This is a genomic window from Actinomadura syzygii, from assembly GCF_008085905.1.
Taxonomy (GTDB): Bacteria; Actinomycetota; Actinomycetes; order Streptosporangiales; family Streptosporangiaceae; genus Spirillospora; species Spirillospora syzygii.
In genome coordinates this window covers 606,934-629,173 of the sequence record NZ_VSFF01000002.1, presented here as the reverse complement: position 1 = coordinate 629,173, position 22,240 = coordinate 606,934, and the positions used below count along the sequence as shown (strand labels likewise).

Annotated in this window: 15 protein-coding genes and 1 riboswitch; of the genes, 13 read left to right on the top strand and 2 right to left on the bottom strand. The window is 70.9% G+C overall.

Going from position 1 to position 22,240, the window contains the following annotated elements:
• Nucleotides 1-12: 12 nt before the first annotated feature.
• The 8 genes from FXF65_RS06835 (at nt 13) to FXF65_RS06805 (ending at nt 10,814) form a co-directional block, all read left to right on the top strand.
• On the top strand, nt 13-792 hold the full coding sequence (locus FXF65_RS06835; RefSeq protein WP_222868407.1) for a methyltransferase domain-containing protein: 780 nt from the start codon (nt 13-15) through the stop codon (nt 790-792).
• 466 nt (nt 793-1,258) lie between these two features.
• On the top strand, nt 1,259-1,780 hold the full coding sequence (locus FXF65_RS06830) for an ATP-binding protein (RefSeq protein WP_187412144.1): 522 nt from the start codon (nt 1,259-1,261) through the stop codon (nt 1,778-1,780).
• Nucleotides 1,781-2,254: 474 nt separating this feature from the next.
• Complete coding sequence (locus tag FXF65_RS43545; protein ID WP_187412143.1) at nt 2,255-3,241, top strand: hypothetical protein; 987 nt, start codon at nt 2,255-2,257, stop codon at nt 3,239-3,241.
• 26 nt (nt 3,242-3,267) lie between these two features.
• Nucleotides 3,268-4,029 (top strand): class I SAM-dependent methyltransferase, encoded by a 762-nt coding sequence (locus FXF65_RS43540; RefSeq protein WP_187412142.1) that lies wholly within the window; start codon nt 3,268-3,270, stop codon nt 4,027-4,029.
• A 22-nt stretch (nt 4,030-4,051) separates the two neighbouring features.
• On the top strand, nt 4,052-4,666 hold the full coding sequence (locus FXF65_RS06820) for a class I SAM-dependent methyltransferase (RefSeq protein WP_148348827.1): 615 nt from the start codon (nt 4,052-4,054) through the stop codon (nt 4,664-4,666).
• A 41-nt stretch (nt 4,667-4,707) separates the two neighbouring features.
• Complete coding sequence (locus tag FXF65_RS06815) at nt 4,708-5,961, top strand: TRM11 family methyltransferase (protein WP_148348826.1); 1,254 nt, start codon at nt 4,708-4,710, stop codon at nt 5,959-5,961.
• 897 nt (nt 5,962-6,858) lie between these two features.
• Nucleotides 6,859-8,007 carry an FKBP-type peptidyl-prolyl cis-trans isomerase gene (locus FXF65_RS06810; protein ID WP_148348825.1) on the top strand — a complete coding sequence of 383 codons (1,149 nt, stop codon included), beginning with the start codon at nt 6,859-6,861 and terminating at the stop codon, nt 8,005-8,007.
• A 233-nt stretch (nt 8,008-8,240) separates the two neighbouring features.
• Nucleotides 8,241-10,814 (top strand): transglycosylase domain-containing protein, encoded by a 2,574-nt coding sequence (locus tag FXF65_RS06805; RefSeq protein WP_187412141.1) that lies wholly within the window; start codon nt 8,241-8,243, stop codon nt 10,812-10,814.
• Between the two features lie 33 nt (nt 10,815-10,847).
• On the opposite strand, the gene FXF65_RS06800 is transcribed toward FXF65_RS06805, so the two are convergent.
• Nucleotides 10,848-11,228, bottom strand: a complete 381-nt coding sequence (locus FXF65_RS06800; RefSeq protein WP_148348823.1) for a hypothetical protein — start codon at nt 11,226-11,228, stop codon at nt 10,848-10,850.
• Nucleotides 11,229-11,298: 70 nt separating this feature from the next.
• A riboswitch (SAM riboswitch) is annotated at nt 11,299-11,415 on the top strand.
• 79 nt (nt 11,416-11,494) lie between these two features.
• Between FXF65_RS06800 and FXF65_RS06795 the strand changes: the two genes are divergently transcribed.
• The 4 genes from FXF65_RS06795 (at nt 11,495) to FXF65_RS06780 (ending at nt 17,867) form a co-directional block, all read left to right on the top strand.
• Nucleotides 11,495-12,742: an aminotransferase class V-fold PLP-dependent enzyme gene (locus tag FXF65_RS06795; RefSeq protein ID WP_246198386.1), complete on the top strand. Its 1,248-nt coding sequence runs from the start codon at nt 11,495-11,497 to the stop codon at nt 12,740-12,742.
• Nucleotides 12,743-12,843: 101 nt separating this feature from the next.
• Entirely contained in the window at nt 12,844-16,347 is a 3,504-nt protein-coding gene (locus FXF65_RS06790; RefSeq protein WP_148348822.1) for an SseB family protein, read from the top strand.
• Nucleotides 16,344-16,712, top strand: a complete 369-nt coding sequence (locus FXF65_RS06785) for a hypothetical protein (RefSeq protein ID WP_067898136.1) — start codon at nt 16,344-16,346, stop codon at nt 16,710-16,712. Before FXF65_RS06790 ends, FXF65_RS06785 begins: the two co-directional genes overlap by 4 nt.
• 276 nt (nt 16,713-16,988) lie before the next feature.
• Entirely contained in the window at nt 16,989-17,867 is an 879-nt protein-coding gene (locus tag FXF65_RS06780) for a hypothetical protein (RefSeq protein ID WP_148348821.1), read from the top strand.
• A 24-nt stretch (nt 17,868-17,891) separates the two neighbouring features.
• On the opposite strand, the gene FXF65_RS06775 is transcribed toward FXF65_RS06780, so the two are convergent.
• Entirely contained in the window at nt 17,892-18,716 is an 825-nt protein-coding gene (locus FXF65_RS06775; RefSeq protein ID WP_148348820.1) for a TrmH family RNA methyltransferase, read from the bottom strand.
• A gap of 685 nt (nt 18,717-19,401) precedes the next feature.
• Here FXF65_RS06775 and FXF65_RS06770 point away from each other — a divergent pair.
• Nucleotides 19,402-21,846, top strand: coding sequence for a substrate-binding domain-containing protein (locus tag FXF65_RS06770; protein ID WP_148348819.1), 2,445 nt, complete (start codon nt 19,402-19,404; stop codon nt 21,844-21,846).
• Nucleotides 21,847-22,240: the final 394 nt, after the last annotated feature.

Below are 22,240 nucleotides of genomic sequence, written 5' to 3'. Positions count from 1 at the left end.
CATCATCGGGGCGTGGACTATCTGCTGAGCAACCGCCAGATCGAAGCCGGGGAACGTTTCGAGGCCATCGCCGAACTGTTCGACGCATGGACGTTCCGCCATTTCGACGACGTCGGCGTCACCACCGGCCGGCGCTGCTGGGAGGTCGGCGCGGGCGGGCCGACCGTCCCGACCTGGCTGGCGCGGCGCGTCGGCCCGGACGGGCGCGTCCTCGCCACCGACATCGACGTGAGCTGGCTGCCCGCCGACCCGCCGTTCGAGGTCGCACGGCACGACATCGTCCGAGACGCCCCGCCCGCCGGGCCCTTCGACGTCGTCCACGCCCGGCTGGTCCTCGTCCACCTGGCCGACCGCGACCGCGTGCTGCGGACGATGGTCGACAGCCTGCGCCCCGGCGGCGTGCTGCTCGTCGAGGACGCCGACCCCGCGCTGCAACCGCTCGCCTGCCCCGACGAGCACGGTCCCGACGAGCGGCTCGCCAACCACGTCCGGCGCGGCTTCCGCGCGCTGCTCGCCGAGCGCGGCGCGGACCTCGCCTACGGGCGCCGCCTCCCCCGGCTGCTCCGCGAGGCGGGCCTGACGGACGTCCGCGCCGACGCGTTCTCCCCGATCGTGTCGCCCGCGTGCGGCGTGCTGGAGGCGGCGACGATCCGGCAGGTCCGCGACAAGCTCGTCGCGGGAGGTCAGGTCACCGCCGACGAGATCGACCGCCTCCTCGACGTCATCGCCGCCGGCCGCATCGACCTGACCCTCGCCCCGCTGATCTCCGCGTGGGGCGTGAAGCCGGAGTGACCACCCGGCGCCGCGCCTCCGACCTGCGCGAACACCCTCCGCACCGGACGGCCGGGCGACGCCGCCGCCCATGAATCAGCGAAACGGGCCCGAGAAACCGTAATTCCTCTATTTTTTCGACGATGGACGACGGATTCCAGCATTTCTGGCCGGGCGTCCGAAGGAAATCGCCGAGCGGCTCGCCGCGCCCTCTATTGCCGCGTTCCAGAACTGCCCCATCCTACCGGAATGATGGGATTCTCAACGCACCGGCCGAACGGTCGACGCCTCCGTGTGCCGGATCTTGGACACACGGTGACGATTCGCAGGATGCGGCAAGGCCCTTGCATGCGCGCAAGCGTCGGTGACTCCCCCGCGCGCCGTGCGTCAGAGTGTGTGTTGTTTTCCTCCCACGTCCGAATTCGACTTGGCCGAAGAGCACATGTTCGCTTACAGCCCGACACGGAGACGTGAAGCCGACGCCGCCATGAACGCATCTGACGCGTGGTCCGGAACACCCGTCCTGGTCCCGGCACCCGCCCCCTCGCTGGAGCTGGGGATCCCGTCGCCCTGGAACAACGGAAAGTCGTGCGGGCGGCTGATCGGCGAGATCGACCTCGCCGCGACGCCCGCCGCCGTGCGACTCGCCCGCTCCTACGTCCGCGAACTCGTCGGCCAGCACTTCGGAGCCGACCGGGCCGAGCTCGGCGACCTCGAACTGCTGACCAGTGAGTCAATGACCAACTCGGTGCTGCACGCGCGGCCGCGCCGGGACGGCACGATCACGCTGTCCGTCCTGCACATCGACCGGTACGTCCGCGTCGAGGTGACGGACGGCGGCGCCGCCCCCGGGCAGCCGCGCGGGGCGGAGGAGCCGCTGCCCGTGCACGGGCGCGGGCTCGTCCTGATGAAAGCGCTCGCCACCGACTTCGGCACGCACCGCGGCAGGAACGGAACGGCGACGTTCTGGTTCGGCGTGGGCGTCCGGGACGGCTGGCGGTTGCCGTGACGGCCGGGCCGGCGCCGGGACCGTCCCGGGCGGACGCCCCCTGTTCAGGGGACGTGCGCCCGCGGACGGCGCCGCGCGCCGGTCGCGACCGAAGCGGGGGACGCTCCCCGACCGGCCCGTCCGCGGACATCTGGCGTCCGGGGACGGCCCGCGAGGGCGAGTGTTCACGTGAGACGGCGCCCGAGCGCGGGCCGGATCGTCCAGGCGAACAGGGGCTTCCTGGACGACACCGCCGCCCGCGACCCCGCCGGGCCGCCCTCTCGCCGTCCCGCTCTCCCGTCCGACTCCCCGGGTGACTCTGAAATGCTCACGTTGATCGATGACGGGACGGAAACTTCCGTCCGCCGCGTGCCCGTGGCACCCGGCCCTTCGCTACGATCGAAGGGTCGACAACTGCCACATCTAGGGCGAGCGATGACCGCCGACGGCGAGCCGAAGTCTCTCTCCGAAATCACTCGGGACATGGGTCTCAACATGTCCGATGTGGCGGCCTTCTCGGGCCTGGACGAGAGCACCGTGTTCCGCCTGTGGGACAACGTCGAATGGCTCGACCGGGTCAGCGGACGATCACTGCAGAGCCTGATGTCGTCCATCCCGGGAATCGCCGAGTATTCGGTCTCGCACTCCATCCGGAAAAGGCGCGACGAACTCGTCGGCGACCTGCGGAAGGAAGGGCTTTCGGTCGACCTGAACGCCCTGGAGAACTCGCCCCTTCCGCAGCAGCTCATGCTGAACGCGCTCGAGGCGGCGCTGCACATCGTCCGCGGGGAGGCGACGCAGAAGACGTCGTCCTTCATCGCCCGGTTCTGGGGCAGCGAGCAGGACCGCGCACTCGAGACGCTCTACTCCCCCGAGCCCGGCCGCGGGATCCTGCGCGACCCGCGGGCCCTTCACGACTCGTCCATCGACCTGGCGCCGCGGCTGACCCGCAAGGCGTACTCGCTCCATTCCATCCTGGCGCTCAACGTCATCACGCACCAGGTCAGCAAGGTGACCGGCCCGCTGGACGCCGACCTCGGCCTGGACGGCGCCGGGCGCGGCAACGCCTTCACCATGCGCGGCGTCGTGATGGGCCAGCTCATCAGCGGCAACGACTTCGAGCTGGCCGAGAAGTACCGCCGGGAACTCGACACGACGCCGCTGTACGCGGCCGTCGAGGAGTGGGCCTTCCCGACCTACAGCAAAGACGGCCGCGTCAGCAGCGACTTCACACTCCCGAGCTCCCTGTCGCTGCGCAACACCGCCGTCGAGATACTGCGCGAGATCGTGGCCTACAACGACGCCTACCTCTACTACCTGGTGTCGACGTACATCCCGCTCGCGATGAAACGCGACCCCGCCTTCGGCGGCAAGCTCGCCGAGCTGATCCAGGCACTGGAGCTGCGCGGGGCCGATTGCAAGGACAAACGTACGAGACAGACGTGCAACACGCTGGTTCGGCGGCTCAAGGGCATCGCCTGAACCGGCATGTGGGGAATGGGGAGCCGGTGGAGGACACGGCGCAGGCCATCGCGATAAAGACGCAGGAGAGATGGGAGGCCAACGCGGACTACTGGGTCAAGGTCATCAGGGAGCGCCGCGACCGGTACCGGACCGAGCTGACCGACGCCGCCGTGCTCGACGCCATCGGGTCCTGCGAGGGGCTGCGCGTCCTCGACGCCGGCTGCGGCGAGGGCTACCTCTCCCGGACGCTCACCGGGCTCGGCGCGGACGTCGACGGCGTCGACGCCTGCCAGAGCCTGATCGACGCGGCGTCCGACCATCCCTCGCCCGAGGGCAAGGCGCGGTTCGCCCGCGCCACCGTCGACGACCTGCCGTTCGAGGACGGGACGTTCGACCTGGTCGTCTGCAACCACCTGTTCAGCCACCTGCCGGACCCGACGGACGCGCTGCGCGAGATCGGCCGGGTCCTGAAGAGCGGCGGGCGGCTCGTCCTGCTGACCCTGCACCCGTGCTTCTACGTGGAGCACTCCGAGCGGGGGTCGGCGCAGAGCGTCCCCGCGGCGCAGTACTTCTCCTCGCGCGGGATCGACCAGCGGTTCCTGGTGGACGGCCTGGAGTCGCCGGCCGAGGTCACGTCGTGGCTCCGGCCATTGGAGTTCTACGCTGGAACGCTCCGAGACACCGGTTTCGTCATCGCCGACCTCCGCGAACCGCATCCCTCCGAGGGGATGATGCGCGACGACCCGTGGTGGCGCGAGGGCTTCCCGACCGCGATGTTCATGCTGCTCATCGCGGAACGCAGATAGGCGTTCACGTAGAGTCGCCCGCATGGACGACCGATCCGACGACTTTTCGGAGAGCGACGGTTCCAGCGGCGGCCTGTCCGAGCACCCGGACAGGCTCCGCTGGAACGCCAAGTACGGTGAGGCGCCCGCGATGTCGCCGCCGCATCCGCTGGCGGAGCGGGCGCTCACCCTGGCGCTGCCGGACGGCGAGGTGCTCGACATCGCGTCCGGGCCGTCCGGCAGCGCCGTGTACGCCGCCGCGCGCGGGCGGCGCGTCACCGCCGTGGACATCTCCGAGGTCGCCCTGGAGCGCCTCGGGGCGGAGGCGCGGCAACGCGGGCTCGATTCGCTGATCACACTCGTCCAGGACGACCTGAGCCGGTGGCGCCCGCGTCCCGAGAGCTACGCGCTCGTCCTGTGCACCGGCTTCTGGGACCGCACGGTCTTCTTCCACGCGGCCCGAGCCGTCGCCGACGGCGGCGCACTAGCCTGGGAGGCTTTCACGCAAGCCGCCCGCCGCAACCGCCCGCACCTACCGCCCGAATGGTGCCTGGCCCCTGCCGAACCCGCCTCCCTCTTGCCGGACGCCTTCACCGTCCTCCACGAAAGCGACGACGACACCACCGGCAAACGCCGCCTCCTCGCCCACCGCACCTAGCACCCAGACTAGGGACAAGATAGGAAATGGGTAGTACCGGCATGACCGAGCAGCGCGAACTCCAGCGGCGGAACGCCCATCTCACCCACAAGGCGAACATGGGCGTCGGTCGGCACGGCTGGCTGCGACTCACACCCGCCTATTCGGTTCGCCTGGTCAGAGACCGTGTGCAGGAACTGCCTCCCGACGCGGTCGTCTCAGACCCCTTTTCCGGCACAGGCACAACCACACTCGCCGCCGTGGAACACGGGTGCACCGGACAGTCCCTAGACGTGAACCCATTCCTGGTATGGCTCGGCAACACCAAGGTCCGCCACTACTCCAAGGAAGTGCTCGCCGCAGCCACCGAAGCCTTGGCCAATATCCACGCAGACTTCAACGACCTGGTCGCCACTGCGGACGACCTGTGGGAACCAAGGCTGCATAAAATCGAACGCTGGTGGCAAGCAAGCACACTGAAGGGCCTAAAGGCCCTCCGCCACGCCCTCGACCTGACAGAGATCCCCCAAGAAGGACGCGACCTTCTAGACCTGGCGTTCTGCCGGACGGTGATCGGCACGAGCAACGCGGCCTTCAACCACCAGAGCATGTCCTTCAAGAAGATCGACGAGTCCGAGGCTCCGCTCGCCGCAGACCACGCCCCCGCAACGGCCCTGTACTTCCAAAAAGAGGCTCGCGACATCCTCGCCAACGCGGCGGTCGACCTTCCGGGCTCCGGCACCGTGGTCCTCAGCGACTCCCGCGCCATGGGTTCCCCGCAGTCCCTAAAGCCGTGCGACCTACTGCTCACCTCTCCGCCCTACGTCAATCGCATGTCCTACATTCGCGAACTCCGCCCCTACATGTACTGGCTGAGATTCCTAGACCAAACCAGCGACGCCGGAGAACTGGACTGGAAGGCGATTGGCGGGACATGGGGCATCGCCACCTCCCGCCTCAACGACTGGTCACCCGACGCCGACACACTGCCGATCGACAGCGAAATGAAAGAAGTACGCGCACTGATCGAAAGAGACGGCGGCAAGAACGGCCCCTTGCTCAGCACCTACGTAGCCAAGTACTTCCACGACATGCGCTCACACTTCGAAGTCGCGTTCAAGCACATCAAGAACGGCGGCCAAGCGTCCTACATCGTAGGAAACTCCACCTTCTACGGCCACCTGGTTCCAGCCGAGCAGTGGTACGCCACAATGATGCGCGAAGTAGGCTTCACCGACGTCACCGTAACAACCATCCGGAAGCGAAACAGCAACAAGGCGCTCTACGAGTACGACGTAACCGGAAGACGTCCGTAACACAGCTTCACGAGCGCGGACCAACCTTGATCAGGATGCACGGCGAAGTCACCTGGACGCGCCCGTGAACGGCCGCCGCTCCGCACCGGGCTCCGGAACATGCTTGAGGTGGCCGCCGCAGTGCGGCAGGCGGGGAGCAGGATCATGACGCGGGCGCAGGTGGACGATGCTCTCCGGCTTGGAAGCGACGCGCTCAAGAGCGGCACCATTTACGCCTCAGAGAGAGTGATTCGAAGGGTCCGCTGTTTCCGCTGTTCGGCCGACGCCTGCGATCAACTTTGCTTTCAGGGAGCGCCCATCTCCACCGCCCGCAGCGTCCATCGTCTGGGCTACGTCGAGTCGCCGAACGGATGAGGCCCCGTCCATCGAGCGGGGCTCGCGTCGTGCTGGGTGAAGTCAGCCTGAAGGTGCTCGTGGTTCCCATAGGTATATAGGTCGGGCCTCGTTGGTGTTGGGGCGACAGCGTGGAGGCCGGTGGCTTGACGTGGGACGGGCGGCGGAAACGGGCGGGTTCCGGTCGTGTGGGACTTCGGCCTGGTCGAGGCGGGGTTGGGCGGCCTGGTCCGCGGGTCGGTCCTCGTGCGGCGGCTCACCGGGAAACTTCGGGTAGCGTCCGGGGCGGCAGCCGAGTAGGGGCGTCACAACGTTCCACTGGGCGGCGGTGTGGCGGGTTTTCATCGAATTGACGTTGCGGGGCGTGTGGCGCATTATCCCTGCCTGTCACCTCGCGCGGGCGCGCGGGCGTGAGAGAGGGCGCCGACAGCGGTATCGTGTCGGCTCCGCGTGCCGGTAGATTGCGGGTCGGCCTCCTTTGCGCGGTTTTCACGCTGGGCTTAGACCGGCCCTGGCAGGGTGGCACTTTCCTGATGTCGTCGAACCCGGAGCGAGTGAGGAACCATGTCCGAGGATGACAAGCCCGGGGGCAAGCCGGCGATCAAGGCGAAGTCGGCGATACCGAACGCCAAGAGCATCCGCAGCCCGCAGTTCACGCCGCACGGCATCAGCGCCGGGCGCGGCAGCGGGCTGAACCGTCCGTCGGGGCTCACCGCCAAGCAGGCCCGGAAGCGGCGCATCGCCGTCATCGCCGGGCTGGTGGCCGTCGCGGTGGCGATCGCCGGTGTCGTCGTCTGGTGGGTCAACCGCCCCGGTCCCAAGATCGAGGTGACCGGGAAGTTCGCGGCCGAGCCGAAGGTCAAGATCCCGACCGACCTGTCTCCCGAGGGCGGTCGCAAGGTCACCGCGCCCATCGCGGGCGACGGCACCCCCATCGCGGACGGCGACACGCTCTACGTCAAGTACGTCTTCTACCAGTGGTCCAAGGACAAGGACGAGGACGACAGCTCCAAGAAGAGCAAGAGCAAGCAGCTCGGGTCGTCCTACAAGCAGGAGGCGCAGGGCCAGGGGACGCAGCCGCTCACCGTCGGCAAGAGCGGCATCAAGGGCTTCGACCAGGGGATGATCGGCCAGAAGTCCGGCAGCCGGGTGGTGCTGCAGATCCCGCCGTCGCAGGGCTTCGGCGAACAGGGCACGCAGCTCGGGCTGACCAAGACCGACTGGGTGGTGTTCGTGGTGGACGTCCAGGCGGTCCTCCACAAGAACCCCGGCCCGCAGGGGACGGCGAAGCCGCTCGACGACAAGAGCCTGCCGAAGGTCGAGGACAAGGGCGCCGGCAAGGCCCCGAAGGTGACGGTCCCCGACAAGAAGGCCCCGGACAAGCTCCAGATCAAGACCCTCGTCGAGGGGACGGGCCCGGCGCTCGCCAAGGGCGACGAGGCGATCGTCAACTACCAGGGCACGATCTGGAACACCGGCAAGGAGTTCGACTCCAGCTTCAAGGCCGGCGGCTCCCCCGCCAAGTTCCCGATCGGCACCGGGGGCACCATCCCCGGCTTCGACAAGGGCCTGACCGGAGCGAAGGTCGGCAGCCGGGTGCTGCTCGTCGTCCCGCCGGAGGACGGCTACGGCAAGAAGGGCAGCCCGCCCGCGATCAAGGGCACCGACACCCTCGTCTTCGTGGTGGACATTCTCGCCAAGCTCAAGAAGTGAGCCGTACGGCCCGGCGGTGACACGAGACCGCCGCGCGGCCACAGGACGGCGGGGACCCGGCGGGTCCCCGCCGTTCGGCGTTCCAGGGGATTCCGGCGATGCGACGTCCGTCACGACAACCGGGACGCCGCATTGCCCGTCCTCCTAATGGGAGGCCATGGGAAGGTTCACGGGCGGCTCATCCCACTGATCCCCTCAGGTATCGTCGGTCACGCATTAATCACGGGGGGCTTGTGAGCAACGCAGAAAAGGGTGCGGAGGGCACGGAGGACACCGCTCCCGCCGAAACCGACCGGCCGGGCGCCGAGGCGGCGCCGCAGGTCGGACGGGACGGCGGCCCGCCCGCCACGCTGACCGCGCCCACCGAAGAAACCGCCCATGACCCGGAATTCCCGGACCAGGCCGACATATCTCGGAACGGCGACAAGACGCCCACGGAGGACGCCTCCGCCGGGGGTGACGGCGATTCCACCGACGTCGATGCGGACGGCGATAACGCCGTCCACGACGGCCCGCCCGCGGGACGGGCGTCCGGCGACGAGGGCGCCGCGCGTGTCGAGACGTCCCCGAACGGAGATACCAGGATCATGTCTTCCGCCTCGTCCACCCCAGGAGAACCGCCCGGGCACGGCCCGGGCGGCGGACGTGGCGGCCCGGAAGGCCCCGGCGGCCCGGGCGGCAAGGGGCCGCGCAAGCCACGCAAACCGCGCAGCCGCAAGCGCCGCTTCCTCCGCCGGACGCTGTTCACCCTGCTCGGCCTCATCGCCTTCTTCATCGGCGCGTTCGCGATCGCGTACCTGCTCACGCCCGTCCCGTCGCCGCAGGAGCAGGCGGTCGCGCAGGGCCCGACGTTCTACTACTCCGACGGCAAGACGCAGATCGCGAAGACCGGCGTCAACCGCGAGTCGGTCAAGCTCGACAAGATCCCGAAGAGCACCCGGGACGCGGTGATCGCCGCGGAGAACCGCAGCTTCTACGACGACCCGGGCGTGTCGGTCTCGGGCACCTCGCGGGCGCTCTGGTCGACGGTGACGGGTTCGCAGCTCCAGGGCGGGTCGACGATCACGCAGCAGATGGTCCGCAACTACTACGGCGGCATCGGCAAGGAGCGGTCGGTCACCCGCAAGCTCAAGGAGATCATGGTCTCCCTGAAGGTCGGCCGCGAGAAGAACAAGGACTGGATCCTCGAGCAGTACCTCAACACCATCTACTTCGGCCGCGACGCCTACGGCGTGCAGGCCGCCGCCAAGGCGTACTACGGCAAGGACGTCTCCGAGCTGACCCCGGCCGAGGGCGCCTACCTCGCCGCCGCGATCCAGCAGCCGAGCAACTTCGCCGACCCGACCGGGGCGCGCCGCGGGTACGCCGAGCAGCGCTGGCACTCGGTCCTCGGCAACATGGTCAGGGACCGCGTGCTGAGCCCCGCCCAGTCCGCCTCGCTGGCGTTCCCCGTGCCGCGCAAGGAACGGCTCACCGACGTCCTCAGGGGCCAGAAGGGCTACATGGTCAACGTGGCCAAGAAGGAGCTGGTCGAGCGGCGCGGCTACAGCGAGGACGAGATCAACCGCAGCGGCCTCAAGATCACCACGACGTTCGACCGGCGGCTGATGGACGCGCTGAAGCAGGCCGTGGCGCAGAACGCGCCGAGCGGGATGAGCAAGAAGATCCGGACGGGCGCGGTGTCGGTCGACCCGGCCACCGGGCAGGTCCTCGCGTTCTACGGCGGCCGCGGCTACCTGGACGAGGCGCTGAGCAGCGCGTTCGGCGACTGGGCGCAGGCCGGGTCGGGGTTCAAGCCGATCGCGCTGGCCGCCGCGCTGGAGGACGGCAAGTCCCTCAGCACGTCCTACGACGGCAGTTCGCCGCAGTACTTCAACGGCACCCGCATCGAGAACGACAGCGGCGAGAACTTCGGGACGATCAACCTCGTCACCGCGACCGAGCACTCCGTCAACACCGCCTACGTGAACCTCGGCCGCGACATCGGCAACGAGAAGATCGCCGCGATGGCGGAGAAGATGGGCATCCCGGCGGCGCAGATGAACGCGGCGCAGCGGTCCGCGGCGACGTTCCCGCTCGGGGTCGTGTCGCTGCATCCCGTCCAGCAGGCGGGGGTCTACGCGACGTTCGCGGCCGAGGGCGTGCACCGGACGCCGTTCGTGGTGAAGTCCGTCACCGACGACGGCGGCCACAAGCGCACGTTCAGCGAGAAGGGCAAGCGGGCCCTGAGCGAGCAGAACGCGCTGGACGCGACGTACGCGATGCAGCAGGTCGTCCAGGGCGGCACCGGGACGGGCGCGCAGCTCCCCGACGGCCGCGACGTCGCGGGCAAGACCGGCACGACCGACCAGGGGCGCGCGATCTGGTTCAACGGCTTCATCCCGCAGATGGCGACGTCGGTGGCGATGTTCCGCAGCGACGGCAAGCCCCTCCAGATCCCGGGCTTCGGCGCGTACGGCGGGCAGCTCCCCGCGCAGATCTGGCGGTCGTACATGAGCGAGGCGGTCAACATCAAGGGCTACGACCCCGAGTCGTTCGGGTCGCCGTCGATGCGGCCCGGCGGCGGCTGGGGCACCCCGCCCGACTCGACCGGCCCCGGCGGGACGGACGAGCCGCCCTCGACCGGGCCGGAGGAGCCGCCGCCGTCCAACGGGACGGAGGGCCCCGACCTGCCGACCCCGCCCACCGACCTGCCGACGCTGCTGCCCACCCCGCCGGGCGGGGGCGGCGGCGACGGCGGAGGCGGCGAACCGACCGACGGTCCGGGCGACGGCGGGGGCGGCGGCCGTCCCGCCCAGCACGACTAGCCCCGCCCGGCGGGAACCGGGGCCCCGGCCGGGTCAGTCGCAGGCTTTGCCGATCTTGGCCGGGGTCTCCTTCAGCACGGTGTCGAGCTGCGCGACGTCGCCGCCGCCGACGGCCGGGGCGGCGGCGCGGAGCCGGTCCGCCTCGGCCTTCAGGGCCTTGCGCAGGTCGCTGTCGCCGGTGTCCTTCGCCAGGGCGTCCAGGCGTCCGGCGAGCTTCTCCGTCGCCTGCCGCCACTGCGCGGGCTCCGCCGCGGGGACGCTCCGCACCTGCGTGATGTACTGCTGGAACGCCTGCCTGGTGTCGTCGCACACCTTGCCGGAGTCGCCGCCCAGCGCGCCGCATCCGCCCAGCAGGCCGGCCGCGCCGAGCGCGGCGACGCCCGCCGCCAGCGCCCGAACAACCCCGTACCGCATCGCACCCTCCAACTCGGTCCCCGTCCGGCCATCTTGATCCCCGACCAGACCCGCATATAATTCCGCATTAGGTCATGAGCGCCAGCGTCAAGCCCCGGCTTGCTGGCCGGCAACCCTTCGTCCGCGATGGGGTGCCCCGGGTGAGGACCTGGCCGGACGCGGTACCGCGTCCCGGCAAGCGCGGACCCTGGCCACTCCCCGGGGTCCCTGACCCGGAAGGCTCCGGTGTGTCCACGCTGCTCGCCCCCTCCCCCATCACTCCTGCTGTGACGCGCGTCGAAGGGGTCCGGGTTCGCCCGATCCCCCGGATCATCGGCGCGGACGTCCCCGTGCCCGTGAAGGGCGGCGGACACGTCCCCTACGCCAACCTCGACTACGCGGCGAGCGCGCCGTGTCTGGAGGCGGCGCACGAGGCCGTCACCCGCGCGCTGCCGTACTACAGCAGCGTCCACCGCGGCGCCGGGTACGCGTCGCAGGTGACGACGCGGGCGTACGAGGACGCGCGGGACGCCGTCCGGTCGTTCCTCGGCGCGTGGCGACGCTCGGCGGTCGTGTTCACCCGCAACACGACGGACGCGATGAACCTGCTCGCGCACGCCGTCCCGCGCGGGACGAGCGTCGTCGTCTTCGAGACCGAGCACCACGCCTCCCTGCTGCCGTGGCGGCGGGCCGTGCGGCTGCCCGCGCCCGCCACCGCGGCCGAGGCGGTCTCCGCCGCCGACCGGGCGCTGCGCGAGTCGCCGATCGGGTCGCGGCTGCTCGTCGTCACCGCCGCGTCCAACGTCACCGGCGAGCTGTGGCCGGTCGAGGAGCTGGCGAAGGTCGCGCACCGCAACGGCGCGCGGATCGTGGTGGACGCGGCGCAGCTCGTCCCGCACCGGCCGCTGGACATGACGGCGCTCGGCCTCGACTACATCGCGTTCTCCGGGCACAAGCTGTACGCGCCGTTCGGCACCGGCGTCCTCGCCGGGCGCGCGGACTGGCTGCGCGCCGCCGAGCCGTACCTGAAGGGCGGCGGGGCGAGCGCGTCCGTCGGCCGGACGACCCGCTGGGCCGCGTCCGCCGAGCAGCGGCACGAGGCGGGCTCCCCGAACGTGCTGGGCGCGATCGCGCTGGCCGCCGCCTGCGAGACGCTGAGCGGGTCGTGGGACGCGGTCCGCGCCCGCGAGGAATCGCTCCTCGGACGGCTCCGCGCGGGGGTCGCGGAGCTGCCGTCCGTCCGGGAGCTGACCCTGTGGGGCGACCGCGCGCCACGTGTCGGGATCGTGTCGTTCATCGTGGACGGCTGGAACGCGTCGGACGTGGCGCTTACGCTGTCCGAGGAGTACGGCGTCGGCGTCCGGGACGGGAGGTTCTGCGCCCACCCCCTCGTCCGGCATCTGCTGGACGGGGACGGCACGGGGTGCTCGGCAGGGGGCCGGGACACCGCCGTCCGCGCCAGCCTCGGCATCGGCACGAGCGAGGAGCACGTCGATCGGCTCCTCGCCGCCCTCGCCGGACTGACGGGACGCTGACCAGCGCGCTCACCCGCACTGTCAGGTGATGGTGCGCTTTGGTGCTGTTCGCCCATGTAGCGTAGGCAGACGCGCGGGGACGAGCACGGAGGAAACAGGGGGTGGCGACCGTGGCCGACGCGTGGCGTCCCACGTCGGAACTGGAGCGCCGGCTCCAGGAGACAGTCCGGGCCGGGGACCAGGAGAGCTATTTCCGCCTCCTCGCGGACAGCGAGCTCGTCGTCCCGGTGCCTCCCGACATCGCGGACGCGATGCTCGCGGGCGAGGCGCAGCCGTCCTGGCCGACCCAGGAGGAGGACGGCCGCGTCCACGTGCTCGCGTACACGTCGGCGTCGGCGATGCGCGCCTGCCTCGGGCCGTCCTACCAGCACTTCGTGACCGTCCGGTTCGGCGACATCGCGGAGACGTGGCCGGACGACCGCTGGTGGCTCGCCGTCGACGCGCCCGCCCGCGGCGCGACGGCCGCGCTGCCGATCGAGTCGCGGCTGCCCGCCTGGTTCGTCCGGCAGGTCGCTGCCGGGGACGGCCGCCCGCCGCAGGTCGGCCGCGCGTCCCCGCCCTGGGAGGAGCTGCGCGGACAGCACCGCGGCCTCCCCCGCGAACCGGCCGCCGAGCCCGCGCCTGAAGCGGCGCCCGAAGCGGCGTCCGAGCCGACGCTCGGGCAGGAGCCGGAGCCGGTCCCCCTGCCCGAGCGGATTTCCGAACAGGCGCCGGAGCCGGTCGCCGAGCGAGCGGGCGAGGTCCAGGGGAGCACGGCGCGGGCGGAGTTCCAGCCCGCCAACGACGTGGAGCGCGAACTGCTCCGCGCCGCCGCCAACAACGACCACGACCTGTTCCTGCAGACGCTCGCCGCGACGGACGTGCTGCTGCCCATCCCGGACGACACCGACTACGCGCTGCGTCCGGGCCGTCCCGGGTTCCCCTGGCAGACGCGGGAGGTGGACGGGGCGACCGTCGTCCCCGTCTTCACCTCGCCCGAGCGCCTCATCGAGGCCGCCCACGCCGCCGGGACCGGCACCGAGTACATCAGGCTGCCGTTCACCGTCGTCCTGCGCTACTGGCCCGACCACGGCTGGCTGCTCGCCATCAACTCCGGGTCGCCCGCGGGCGGCACCGTCCTCGCGCAGCAGTTGCCCGGCCTCGCCGCCTGGGCCGACCAGCGCGCCGCGCAGCGCATGACCGCCGACTTCGAGCCGCAGAACGACATCGAGCAGCGCCTGTTCGACGCGGCGCGCCGCCGCGACACCGACGCCTTCTACTCGATCCTGCTCGGCGCGCAGGTGCTCGTCCCCGCCGACCCGGACACCCCGTGGGGCATCGACCCGTCCGATTCGGGGTTCCCGTGGCGGCCGGTGTCGGTGCACGGGCGGACGTCCATCCAGATCTTCACGTCGTTGAAGTGGATGAACGAGGCGATCGGCTCGTCCCGGTTCGTGATGCCGACGCTGGTGGACGTCGTCGCGGCGTGGCCGGAGACGGGGTGGAGCCTCGTCCTCAACCCGGGGACGCCGATCGACGCGACCCTGCCGGGCGACCAGGTCCGCGCGCTGCGCGGCCCGGAGATCCCGGCCGCGTCCCCCGCCGCCGCTCCGGCCGCCGCGACTCCGCCGCCCCCGGAGGCGCCCGCGGTCCCGGTGGCGCCCCCCGTTCCGGCGTCCGCCCCACCGGTGCCTGCCGCACCGGTCGAGCCCGAGGCGGCCGTGCCGAGCGCGCCCGCCGAGGAGCCTTTGCGGGACGCCCCCGAGCCGACCGCGCCACGATCGGCTGGACGGCACGCCGTCGCCGTCCCCTCCGCCAATCCGAACGAGACGCTGCAGGACGTCCCGGAGCCGTCCGCCCGGTCGAGCGCACCCGAACCGCACGACGAGCGCATCGAGCCGCGGGACGTGGCGGGCCCGGTGCCCGCCGTCTCCGAGGAGACCGCCGACGCGCGGGACGACGTCCGGCCGCCGCACCCCGTCCCGGAGCCCGAGCCCGCGTTCGAGCCCGGGAACCGGATCGACCAGGAGTTGTACGAGGCGGCGTCCGGCGGCGACTCCGACGGGTTCCTGCGGGTGCTGCTCAACGCAAACGTGCTGGTCCCGATCCCGGACGACGCCCCCCTCGAAGTCACCCCGATCCAGCGCGACTTCCGCTGGGACGCGGCGCTGCGCACCGAGTCGGCGGTGCAGGTGTTCACCTCGCTGGTGCGGCTGCGCGAGGTGCTGCCGCAGTCGCGCTTCGTGTACGCCGACTTCCGGGAGCTGATCAGCGGCTGGCCCCGCGACGAGTGGACGATGCTCCTCAACCCGGGCACGCACATCGGCGCGTCCCTGCTCGGCGACCAGGTACGGGAACTCAGCCAGTGGGCGGCCCGCGTCGGCCTCGCCACCACCCACCCAGAGGTCCCGACCCGCCCCGAGTCCGCCGGCCGATCCGAGGCCCCGCCCCAGTCCGAGGCTCCGAGTGGACCGGAGGGTTCGGCCTACTCCGAAGTCCCGACCCGACCGGAGGTTACCGCCCAGTCCGAGGCATTGGGACGTCCAAACGACCTGGGCTCGGCGTCGGATGCGCGGTCGGACGTCTCAGCTCCTCGACCCGAGGTCCCGGGTGGGCCGGAGGTCTTGGGCGGCTCCGAAGTCCCGACGGGACCGGAGATCCCTGGCCAGTCCGAAGCGTTGGCGCGTCCAGACGCGCTGGGCTCGGCGGCGGGCGCCCAGCTGGACGTCTCGTCCCCTCGGCCCGAGGTCCCGGCCCGACCCGAGGTCCCAGATAGGCCGGAGAACTCGGCGCCTTCGCCCGAGGTCCAGAGCCGCCCCGAGTTCACCGACCAGTCCGAGGTTCCGACTCGGCCGGAGGTTCCGGGCCTGTCCGAGGTCCCGGCGCTACCGGCGGACCACGGTCATCCCGAGGTTTCGAGCGAGCCGGTGGTTCCAGACCGGCCGGACGTCCACGACCGGTCCGAGGCTTTGGCGCGTCCTGAGGTTCCGGCTCCGGCGCGGCCTGAGCCCGAACCGGAGTTCCTGTCCGAGCCGGGGTTCGCCTCCGAGCGTGAGCCCGTTCCCGAGCCGCAGCCGCCGACCGATCTCGACGATCGGGTCGCGTCCCCGACGATCATGCAGAAGGTCGTGCCGCACGGGCACGTCCCCTGGTACCTGGAGCAGGGCTACGACAGGGTCGGCGGGTTCGTCCACTCGACGAACGACGTCGGCGAGTTGCAGACGCCCGGCCAGTTGTACGAGGCGCTGGGGCTGCTCTACGAGGGGTCGCCGTTCTCGCCCGGCGACGAGGGCGTGTACGTGATCCGCTGGCCCGCGTACTGCCCCGACCTCTACCGGATCCCCTTCGGCGGGCGGAACGAGGACGAGATGGCGTCCTGGGGCGAGGCGGGCTGGGTCATCGAACGGCCGCCGTTCCTCGGCACGGGTTTCGCGCCGGGCAGCGCCGGGTCCATCCGCGAGTACAAGGTGGACAGCGTCCGCCTCCCCTACGGCGCGGAGATGTACTACCTCTCCGGCGACCGGACCGAGCGGTTCGTGGCCATGTACGACCCGGACCGGCTCGCCTGGCTGCGTCCGGACGCGAACGCCCAGTCATGGAACGGACGGACGGAGGCCGCGGAGTGATCCGGGACGGCTACGTCGCGCGCTGGCTCGGCCGCGACTTCGAGGCGGCGCCCGGCGCGGACGGCGAGGTCAGGCTCTACGCGCCCGCCCCGACCGACGGCTTCGAGGAGATCCGCGCCGGACGGTTCCGGCGGATCGTCCCCGCGTCCGAGGTGGAGGAGCTGCGGTACGTCCGCACCACGTGCCGCTGGCGCGGTGAGCGGTTCGTCATCGTCGGTGAGCACGAGACCTGGTTGCGCGTCGAATTCGCGGGCGGACGCGCGACGGTCGCCGAGGGTCTCGGGCTCGACCGGGTCGACCTGGGGGTCTGGCAATCCTGGGCGCCGAGGTCAGAAGTCGAAGACGTCCGGGAAGAGATGATCTAATCCTGAACGGGGTTGATTTGGTCCATTGATCCGTGTTCGCATGGCTCCCGAGGCGAACCCTCGACCCAGAACGGCGCATGCGTACAACGGCGACGCGACGGAGGTGCTGCGGCAGTGATCTGCCGACCAGCGGTGAAACCGATCTTTGTGGGGCTCGGGACGGCCGCCATCCTGGCCACGGGCGGTGCGTCCGCCATCGCCGTAACCGACTCCCCCACAACGTCGCCCCCCGCCACGGACCCGTCCTCACCGCCCGCTCAGGCCGGCACGCTCAAGGTGACCGTCACACCTCTGAAGCAGGACGCCGTTCCCGGGTCCACAAAGCCCGCCAATCTGGACGTGAAGATCACGGCCGAGAACGGCGCCTTGGCCGGGGTCAAGGTGAAGGGTGTCGTGACGAGTCCGACCACCGCCCAGGCGAAGGTCGGCGGGGAGTGCCCAGACCCGTACACCGCGGAGCGCTGCACGATCGGCGACCTCGCGAGTGGGAAGACCTCCGAACCCGTCAAGCTGACGCTGTCCGTTCCGGATACCACGTCCAAGACGGTCACGGTCACGGTGACGGTCACGGTCAGCGCGACCAATGTGACGACGGACCAGACCGGTGAGGCGAAGGTCACCTACACGGTGACGCACAACAACAAGCCGCCGACCACGCCGCCGCCGACCGACAAGCCGACGAAGAAGCCTCCGAAGCCGACCAAGAAGCCCACCAAGTCGCCGTCGCACAATGGGGGCGGCTCCGGGGGCGGCGGGTCCAGCGGCGGGTCGGGCGGGTCCGGGAGCGGTGGATCCGGGTCCGGGTCCGGGACGGGGGGCGTGCTGCCGCCCGCGCCGAACTCGTCGTTCGACCCGCGGAACCCGCAGGTGGCGCTGCCGCCGATCGCGAGTCCCGTCCCGCAGAACCCGTCCGTGGCGCCGAGTCCGGCGATGGCGCCGCAGAGCCGGTTGCAGGGCAACAACGCGCCCGTCGCGCAGGACCTCACGTTCGAGCGGATCGCGAGCACGCAGATCGCGTGGCTCGCGGCGCTGATGGTGGCGTTCTCGCTGCTGCTGACGCAGGTGCGGCTGGGCCGCCGGCGGCAGCCCGTCGAGGACCCGAAGCGGCTCAAGGGGACGCACCGCCGTCCGCGCAAGGGCGTCTTCGGCAAGTGACCGGCGCCTGAGCCCGAGCGAGGGTCAGGACGGCACGTCGCGGACGAGCGCGTGGCAGGCGATCGCGGCCGCCGCGGTGACGTTGAGCGAGTCGACGCCGTTCGCCATGGCCTGCGCGCTCATCGGGATGCACACGCGCTGGTCGGCCTCGTCCAGCCAGCGGGACGAGAGGCCGTCGCCCTCCGAGCCGAGCATTAGGGCGACGCGGCCGCCGGTCGCCGCGCCGTCCAGGGGCGTGGCCGCCTGGTCGGGGGTGAGCGCCAGCAGCGTGAACCCGGTGGCGCGCAGTTCGGCCAGGTCGTCGTGCCGGTTGGTCATGCGGGCGTAGGGGATCGCGAACACCGCTCCCATGGAGACCTTGATCGCGCGGCGGTACAGCGGGTCGGCGCACCTCGGGGACAGGACGATCGCGTCGACCCCGAGCGCGGCGGCGCACCGGTAGATGGAGCCGACGTTCGCGTGGTCGACGAGGTCCTCCAGGACGAGGACGCGCCGGGCGTCCGCGACGACGGCGTCCATGCCCGGCAGCGGGAGCCGTTCGAGGGACGCGAGCGCGCCCCGGTGCACCTGGAAGCCGGTGATCGCCTCCAGGGCCGCGTCGTCGGCGACGTAGACGGGGGCGTCGACGCCGTCCAGGAGGTCGGCGAGCGGCTCGAACCAGCGGCCGGCCATCAGCATCGACCGGACGGGGTGCCCCGCGGCGACCGCGCGCCGGATGACCTTCTCGCCCTCGGCGATGAACAGGCCGTGCTCGGCCTCCAGGCTCTTGCGCAGGTTCATGTCGCGGAGCCGCACGTAGTCGGCGAGGCGCGGGTCGGCGGGGTCGGTGACGGGAACCAGGCTGGCCATCCCCCAAGTCTGCCAACCCGCGTCCGCCGACCTCGCCGCGACCACCCGCAACAGCGGCCCCACTCGCACGCCCGAATTTCACCGCCGTCCGTTGTCGGAATCTGCGGGAAAGAGTCTTGTATTCCGTCGAATGTGATGGATGAGGCTCCTGATGCATCCGCTCGGAGGTGACTCCCGACGACGGGCCGACCGTCCCGGACGTGGCCGCGGCACAGCGGATCGGCGCCCCGGCCGCACCCTAGCGAATGGCGTGGCGGGCACGTTCCAGAACGAGATCCAGAAGGTCACGGAAGGGAATGGAACGCCATTACCAGAACGGCCGACACCACGCGCCGCACGGCCGAGAATGGCCATTTTCACGTCATGGCATTTCCATGGTCGCCGCCGAACCGACCGTCACTCGTCCCATGTGATCGCACACGGACGGTATCGGCGCGCCGCCGCACGCCTTATATATGTGGACCGTTGCGATCACCTCCGGACGGGCGGTGACCGTTCCGCGCGGCACGCCACCGTCCGCACCCCCGTGCTCGCGGACCGTCACGGCTCTGACCAGCAACGGGAACGTCGAGACAGGCGCTGATGACCTGCGTCATTATCACTTTTGAGTTCTTTGTAACCTCTGGTTCGTACTACTACAGTGCCGGGGAACATCGGCGGGTTTCTGGTGAATCGAGGGCAGGCCATGAGCGGACGTCATCGCAATGACTTCCCCGACGGGACGGGAGGCGGCGGGTACGACCCGTCCACCCCTGTCTTCGGGCCGGCCAACGACGGCTCCTCGGACTGGTTCGGAACACGCGACAGCGGACAGCTCGCCCAGCCGCCCATCCAGCCGCCCGCGCAAGCGCAAGCCACCCCGCCCCCGGGCCCGCAGAGTTCGCAAAGCCCGCAGAGCCCGCCGCCGGGGGCGTCCGGCGAGACGCCCCAGTGGTTCACGCCGCGCCAGTCCGGCGAGCAGCCCGTCTACGGAACGGGCGAGCAGCCCATTTACGGGTCCGGCGACTACGGCACGGCCGCGGGCGCGTCTGAAAGCGGACCGTACGGCCCACCGAGCGAGTACCCCCCACCCGGCGAGTACGGTCCACCGAGCGAGTACACCCAACCCAGCGAGTACAACCCGCCGAGCGAGTACGGCACGCCGGGCGGGTACGGAGAGCCGGGCGGGTACGGGGAGCCGGGCGCGCCGTCCGAGAGCACCCGCTCGCCGCTCGCCGGGACCGGGTACAGCGAGTACGACTCGATCCGCAGTTCGGACGGAGGCCCGTCCGGCTACTTCGGCGGCGGGACGGGCGGCGGCGACTCCGGCGGGTCCGGTGACTCCGGCGGCTACGGAGGGTCGGGCGGGTCCGGCTCCTACGGCGGCGGGTCCGGCGGTTACGAGTACGGCAGGCGCAGGCGCAAACGCAGCGCGACCGCGCTGATCGGGCCGATGGCGGGAGCGGCGGGCCTCGCGCTCCTGCTCGGCGTCGGCGTGTACGCCTTCGCCGAGAGCGGCGGCTGCTCCGGCGACGGCGCGATGAACCTCACGGTCGCGGCCGCGCCGGACATCGCGCCGGTCGTGGAGAAGGCGGCCGGACGGTTCAACGACGCCAAGCACAAGTCCGGCGGCAAGTGCGTCAGGGCCACCGTGAAGAAGACCGAGCCCGCGACGGTGTCGACGCTGCTGTCCGGGCAGGGGGTGACGGACGCGGCCAACGAGCGGCCGGACGTGTGGATCCCCGACTCGTCGCTGTGGACGGCCCTCGCCCAGTCCGCGAGCGGCGGCGGCATCGGCAGGGGCGGCATCACTCCCACGAAGACGTCCGTCGCGACGAGCCCGATCGTGGTCGGGCTGCCGCAGTCGCTCGCGCAGCAGCTCAAGCAGCAGGGCATCACGGCCGCCCCGTCCTGGGACAACCTGCTCAAGGCGGCGGGCGGCGTCGCGGGCGGCGCGGTGACCAAGAACCAGATGATCCCGGCGGGCACGGTGCGGCTGGTCGTGCCGGACCCGACGAAGAACGCGGCGGGCATGGGCTCGCTGATGATCACCAGCACGCTGCTGGCGAACGACCCGAACCGCGACACGATCTTCACCGGCATCGTGCGGACGGTGCGGGAGAGCACCGTCCCGAACGTGGCGGCCGAGTTCGGGCAGTTCCGCAAGGGGCGGGCGGGCAAGCAGCCGATCTCGCTGTCGTCGGAGCAGGCGCTCTGGCAGTACAACCAGTCGAAGCCGGACGAGCCCGCGGTCGCGCTGTACCCGCTCGAGGGCACGCTGTCGATGGACTACCCGTTCACCATCACCGCCAAGGACGACGCCAAGGCGGAGGGCGCGCGCCTGCTGGAGAAGGCGATGAGCACGGAGGCCACCCGCGGCGACGTCCTGGAGCTGGGCTTCCGCACGCCGGACGGCAAGGCCCCCGGCGGGTTCGACCAGAAGGCGGGCGTCAGCCCGGCCCGGCCGCGCCAGCTCCCCGCGCCGCAGACCGAGGCCGTCGCGAAGACCATGCAGGCGTGGGCGAAGCTGACGCTCGGGCTGCGCATGCTGACGCTGATCGACGTGTCCGGCTCGATGGCGGAGCAGGTCGGGCCGAGCCTGAACCGCCTCCAGGCGATCGCGCAGGTGTCGCAGAGCGGGCTGAGCATGATGTCGAACGACACCGAGCTCGGCCAGTGGCTGTTCTCGACCGACATGAACGGCTCCACCCCGTACAAGGAGACGATCTCGATCGGGCCGCTCGGCGAGCGGGTCGGCTCGACCACGCGGCGCGGCCTGTTCCTGTCGGCGCTCAACCAGATGCAGCCGAAGCCGAGCGGCGACACCGGCCTCTACCGGACGCTGCTCGCCGCCTACAAGACGATGAACAAGACCTACAAGCCGGAGTTCGGCAACTCGATCCTGCTGCTCACGGACGGCAAGAACGACGACCCGGGCGGCCCGTCGCTCCAGGACACGCTGAAGCAGCTCAAGGGCATGCAGGACCCGAACAAGCCCATCCAGGTCAACATGATCGGGTTCGGCAAGGGCGTGGACCGCAACGAGCTCCAGCAGATCGCGAACGTCACGTACGGCAACGTGGAGATCGCGATGACCCCGGACGAGATCAAGAAGATCTTCCTGAAGATGCTCTCCAGGCGCATCGAGTGAGCGTCCCTCACCCTCGGCAGCGTCGCGCAGGTCAGCTCGCCGCGGCCGGGCCGGCGAGGATCTGGTGAGAATTGCACAACACTCCGCACTCGGTGATCATGTGAATGCGCCTGGTAGTTCCCGGTTTTTTCCGGCGATTCGTGTCAACCTGGCGCCTCCGTCGATCGTCAATTCATGTGGAGGCCCGACGGGGAGCGGGGCCGTCGGGCCTCCGACCCGCTCTCCCTCCCCGAACCGTGACGGGGGGCGGAGCCGCACCTGACGAGGCGGCTCAGGGGCCGCCGGCCGGGAGGCCGGGACCCAGGGAGAGCGCAGCGCTCCCCAATTGATCTTCAGTCCCGTCCCTGACATCGCGGACGCGGACTTTCTCATCCCCCAGCCCGCGGGAGGACCC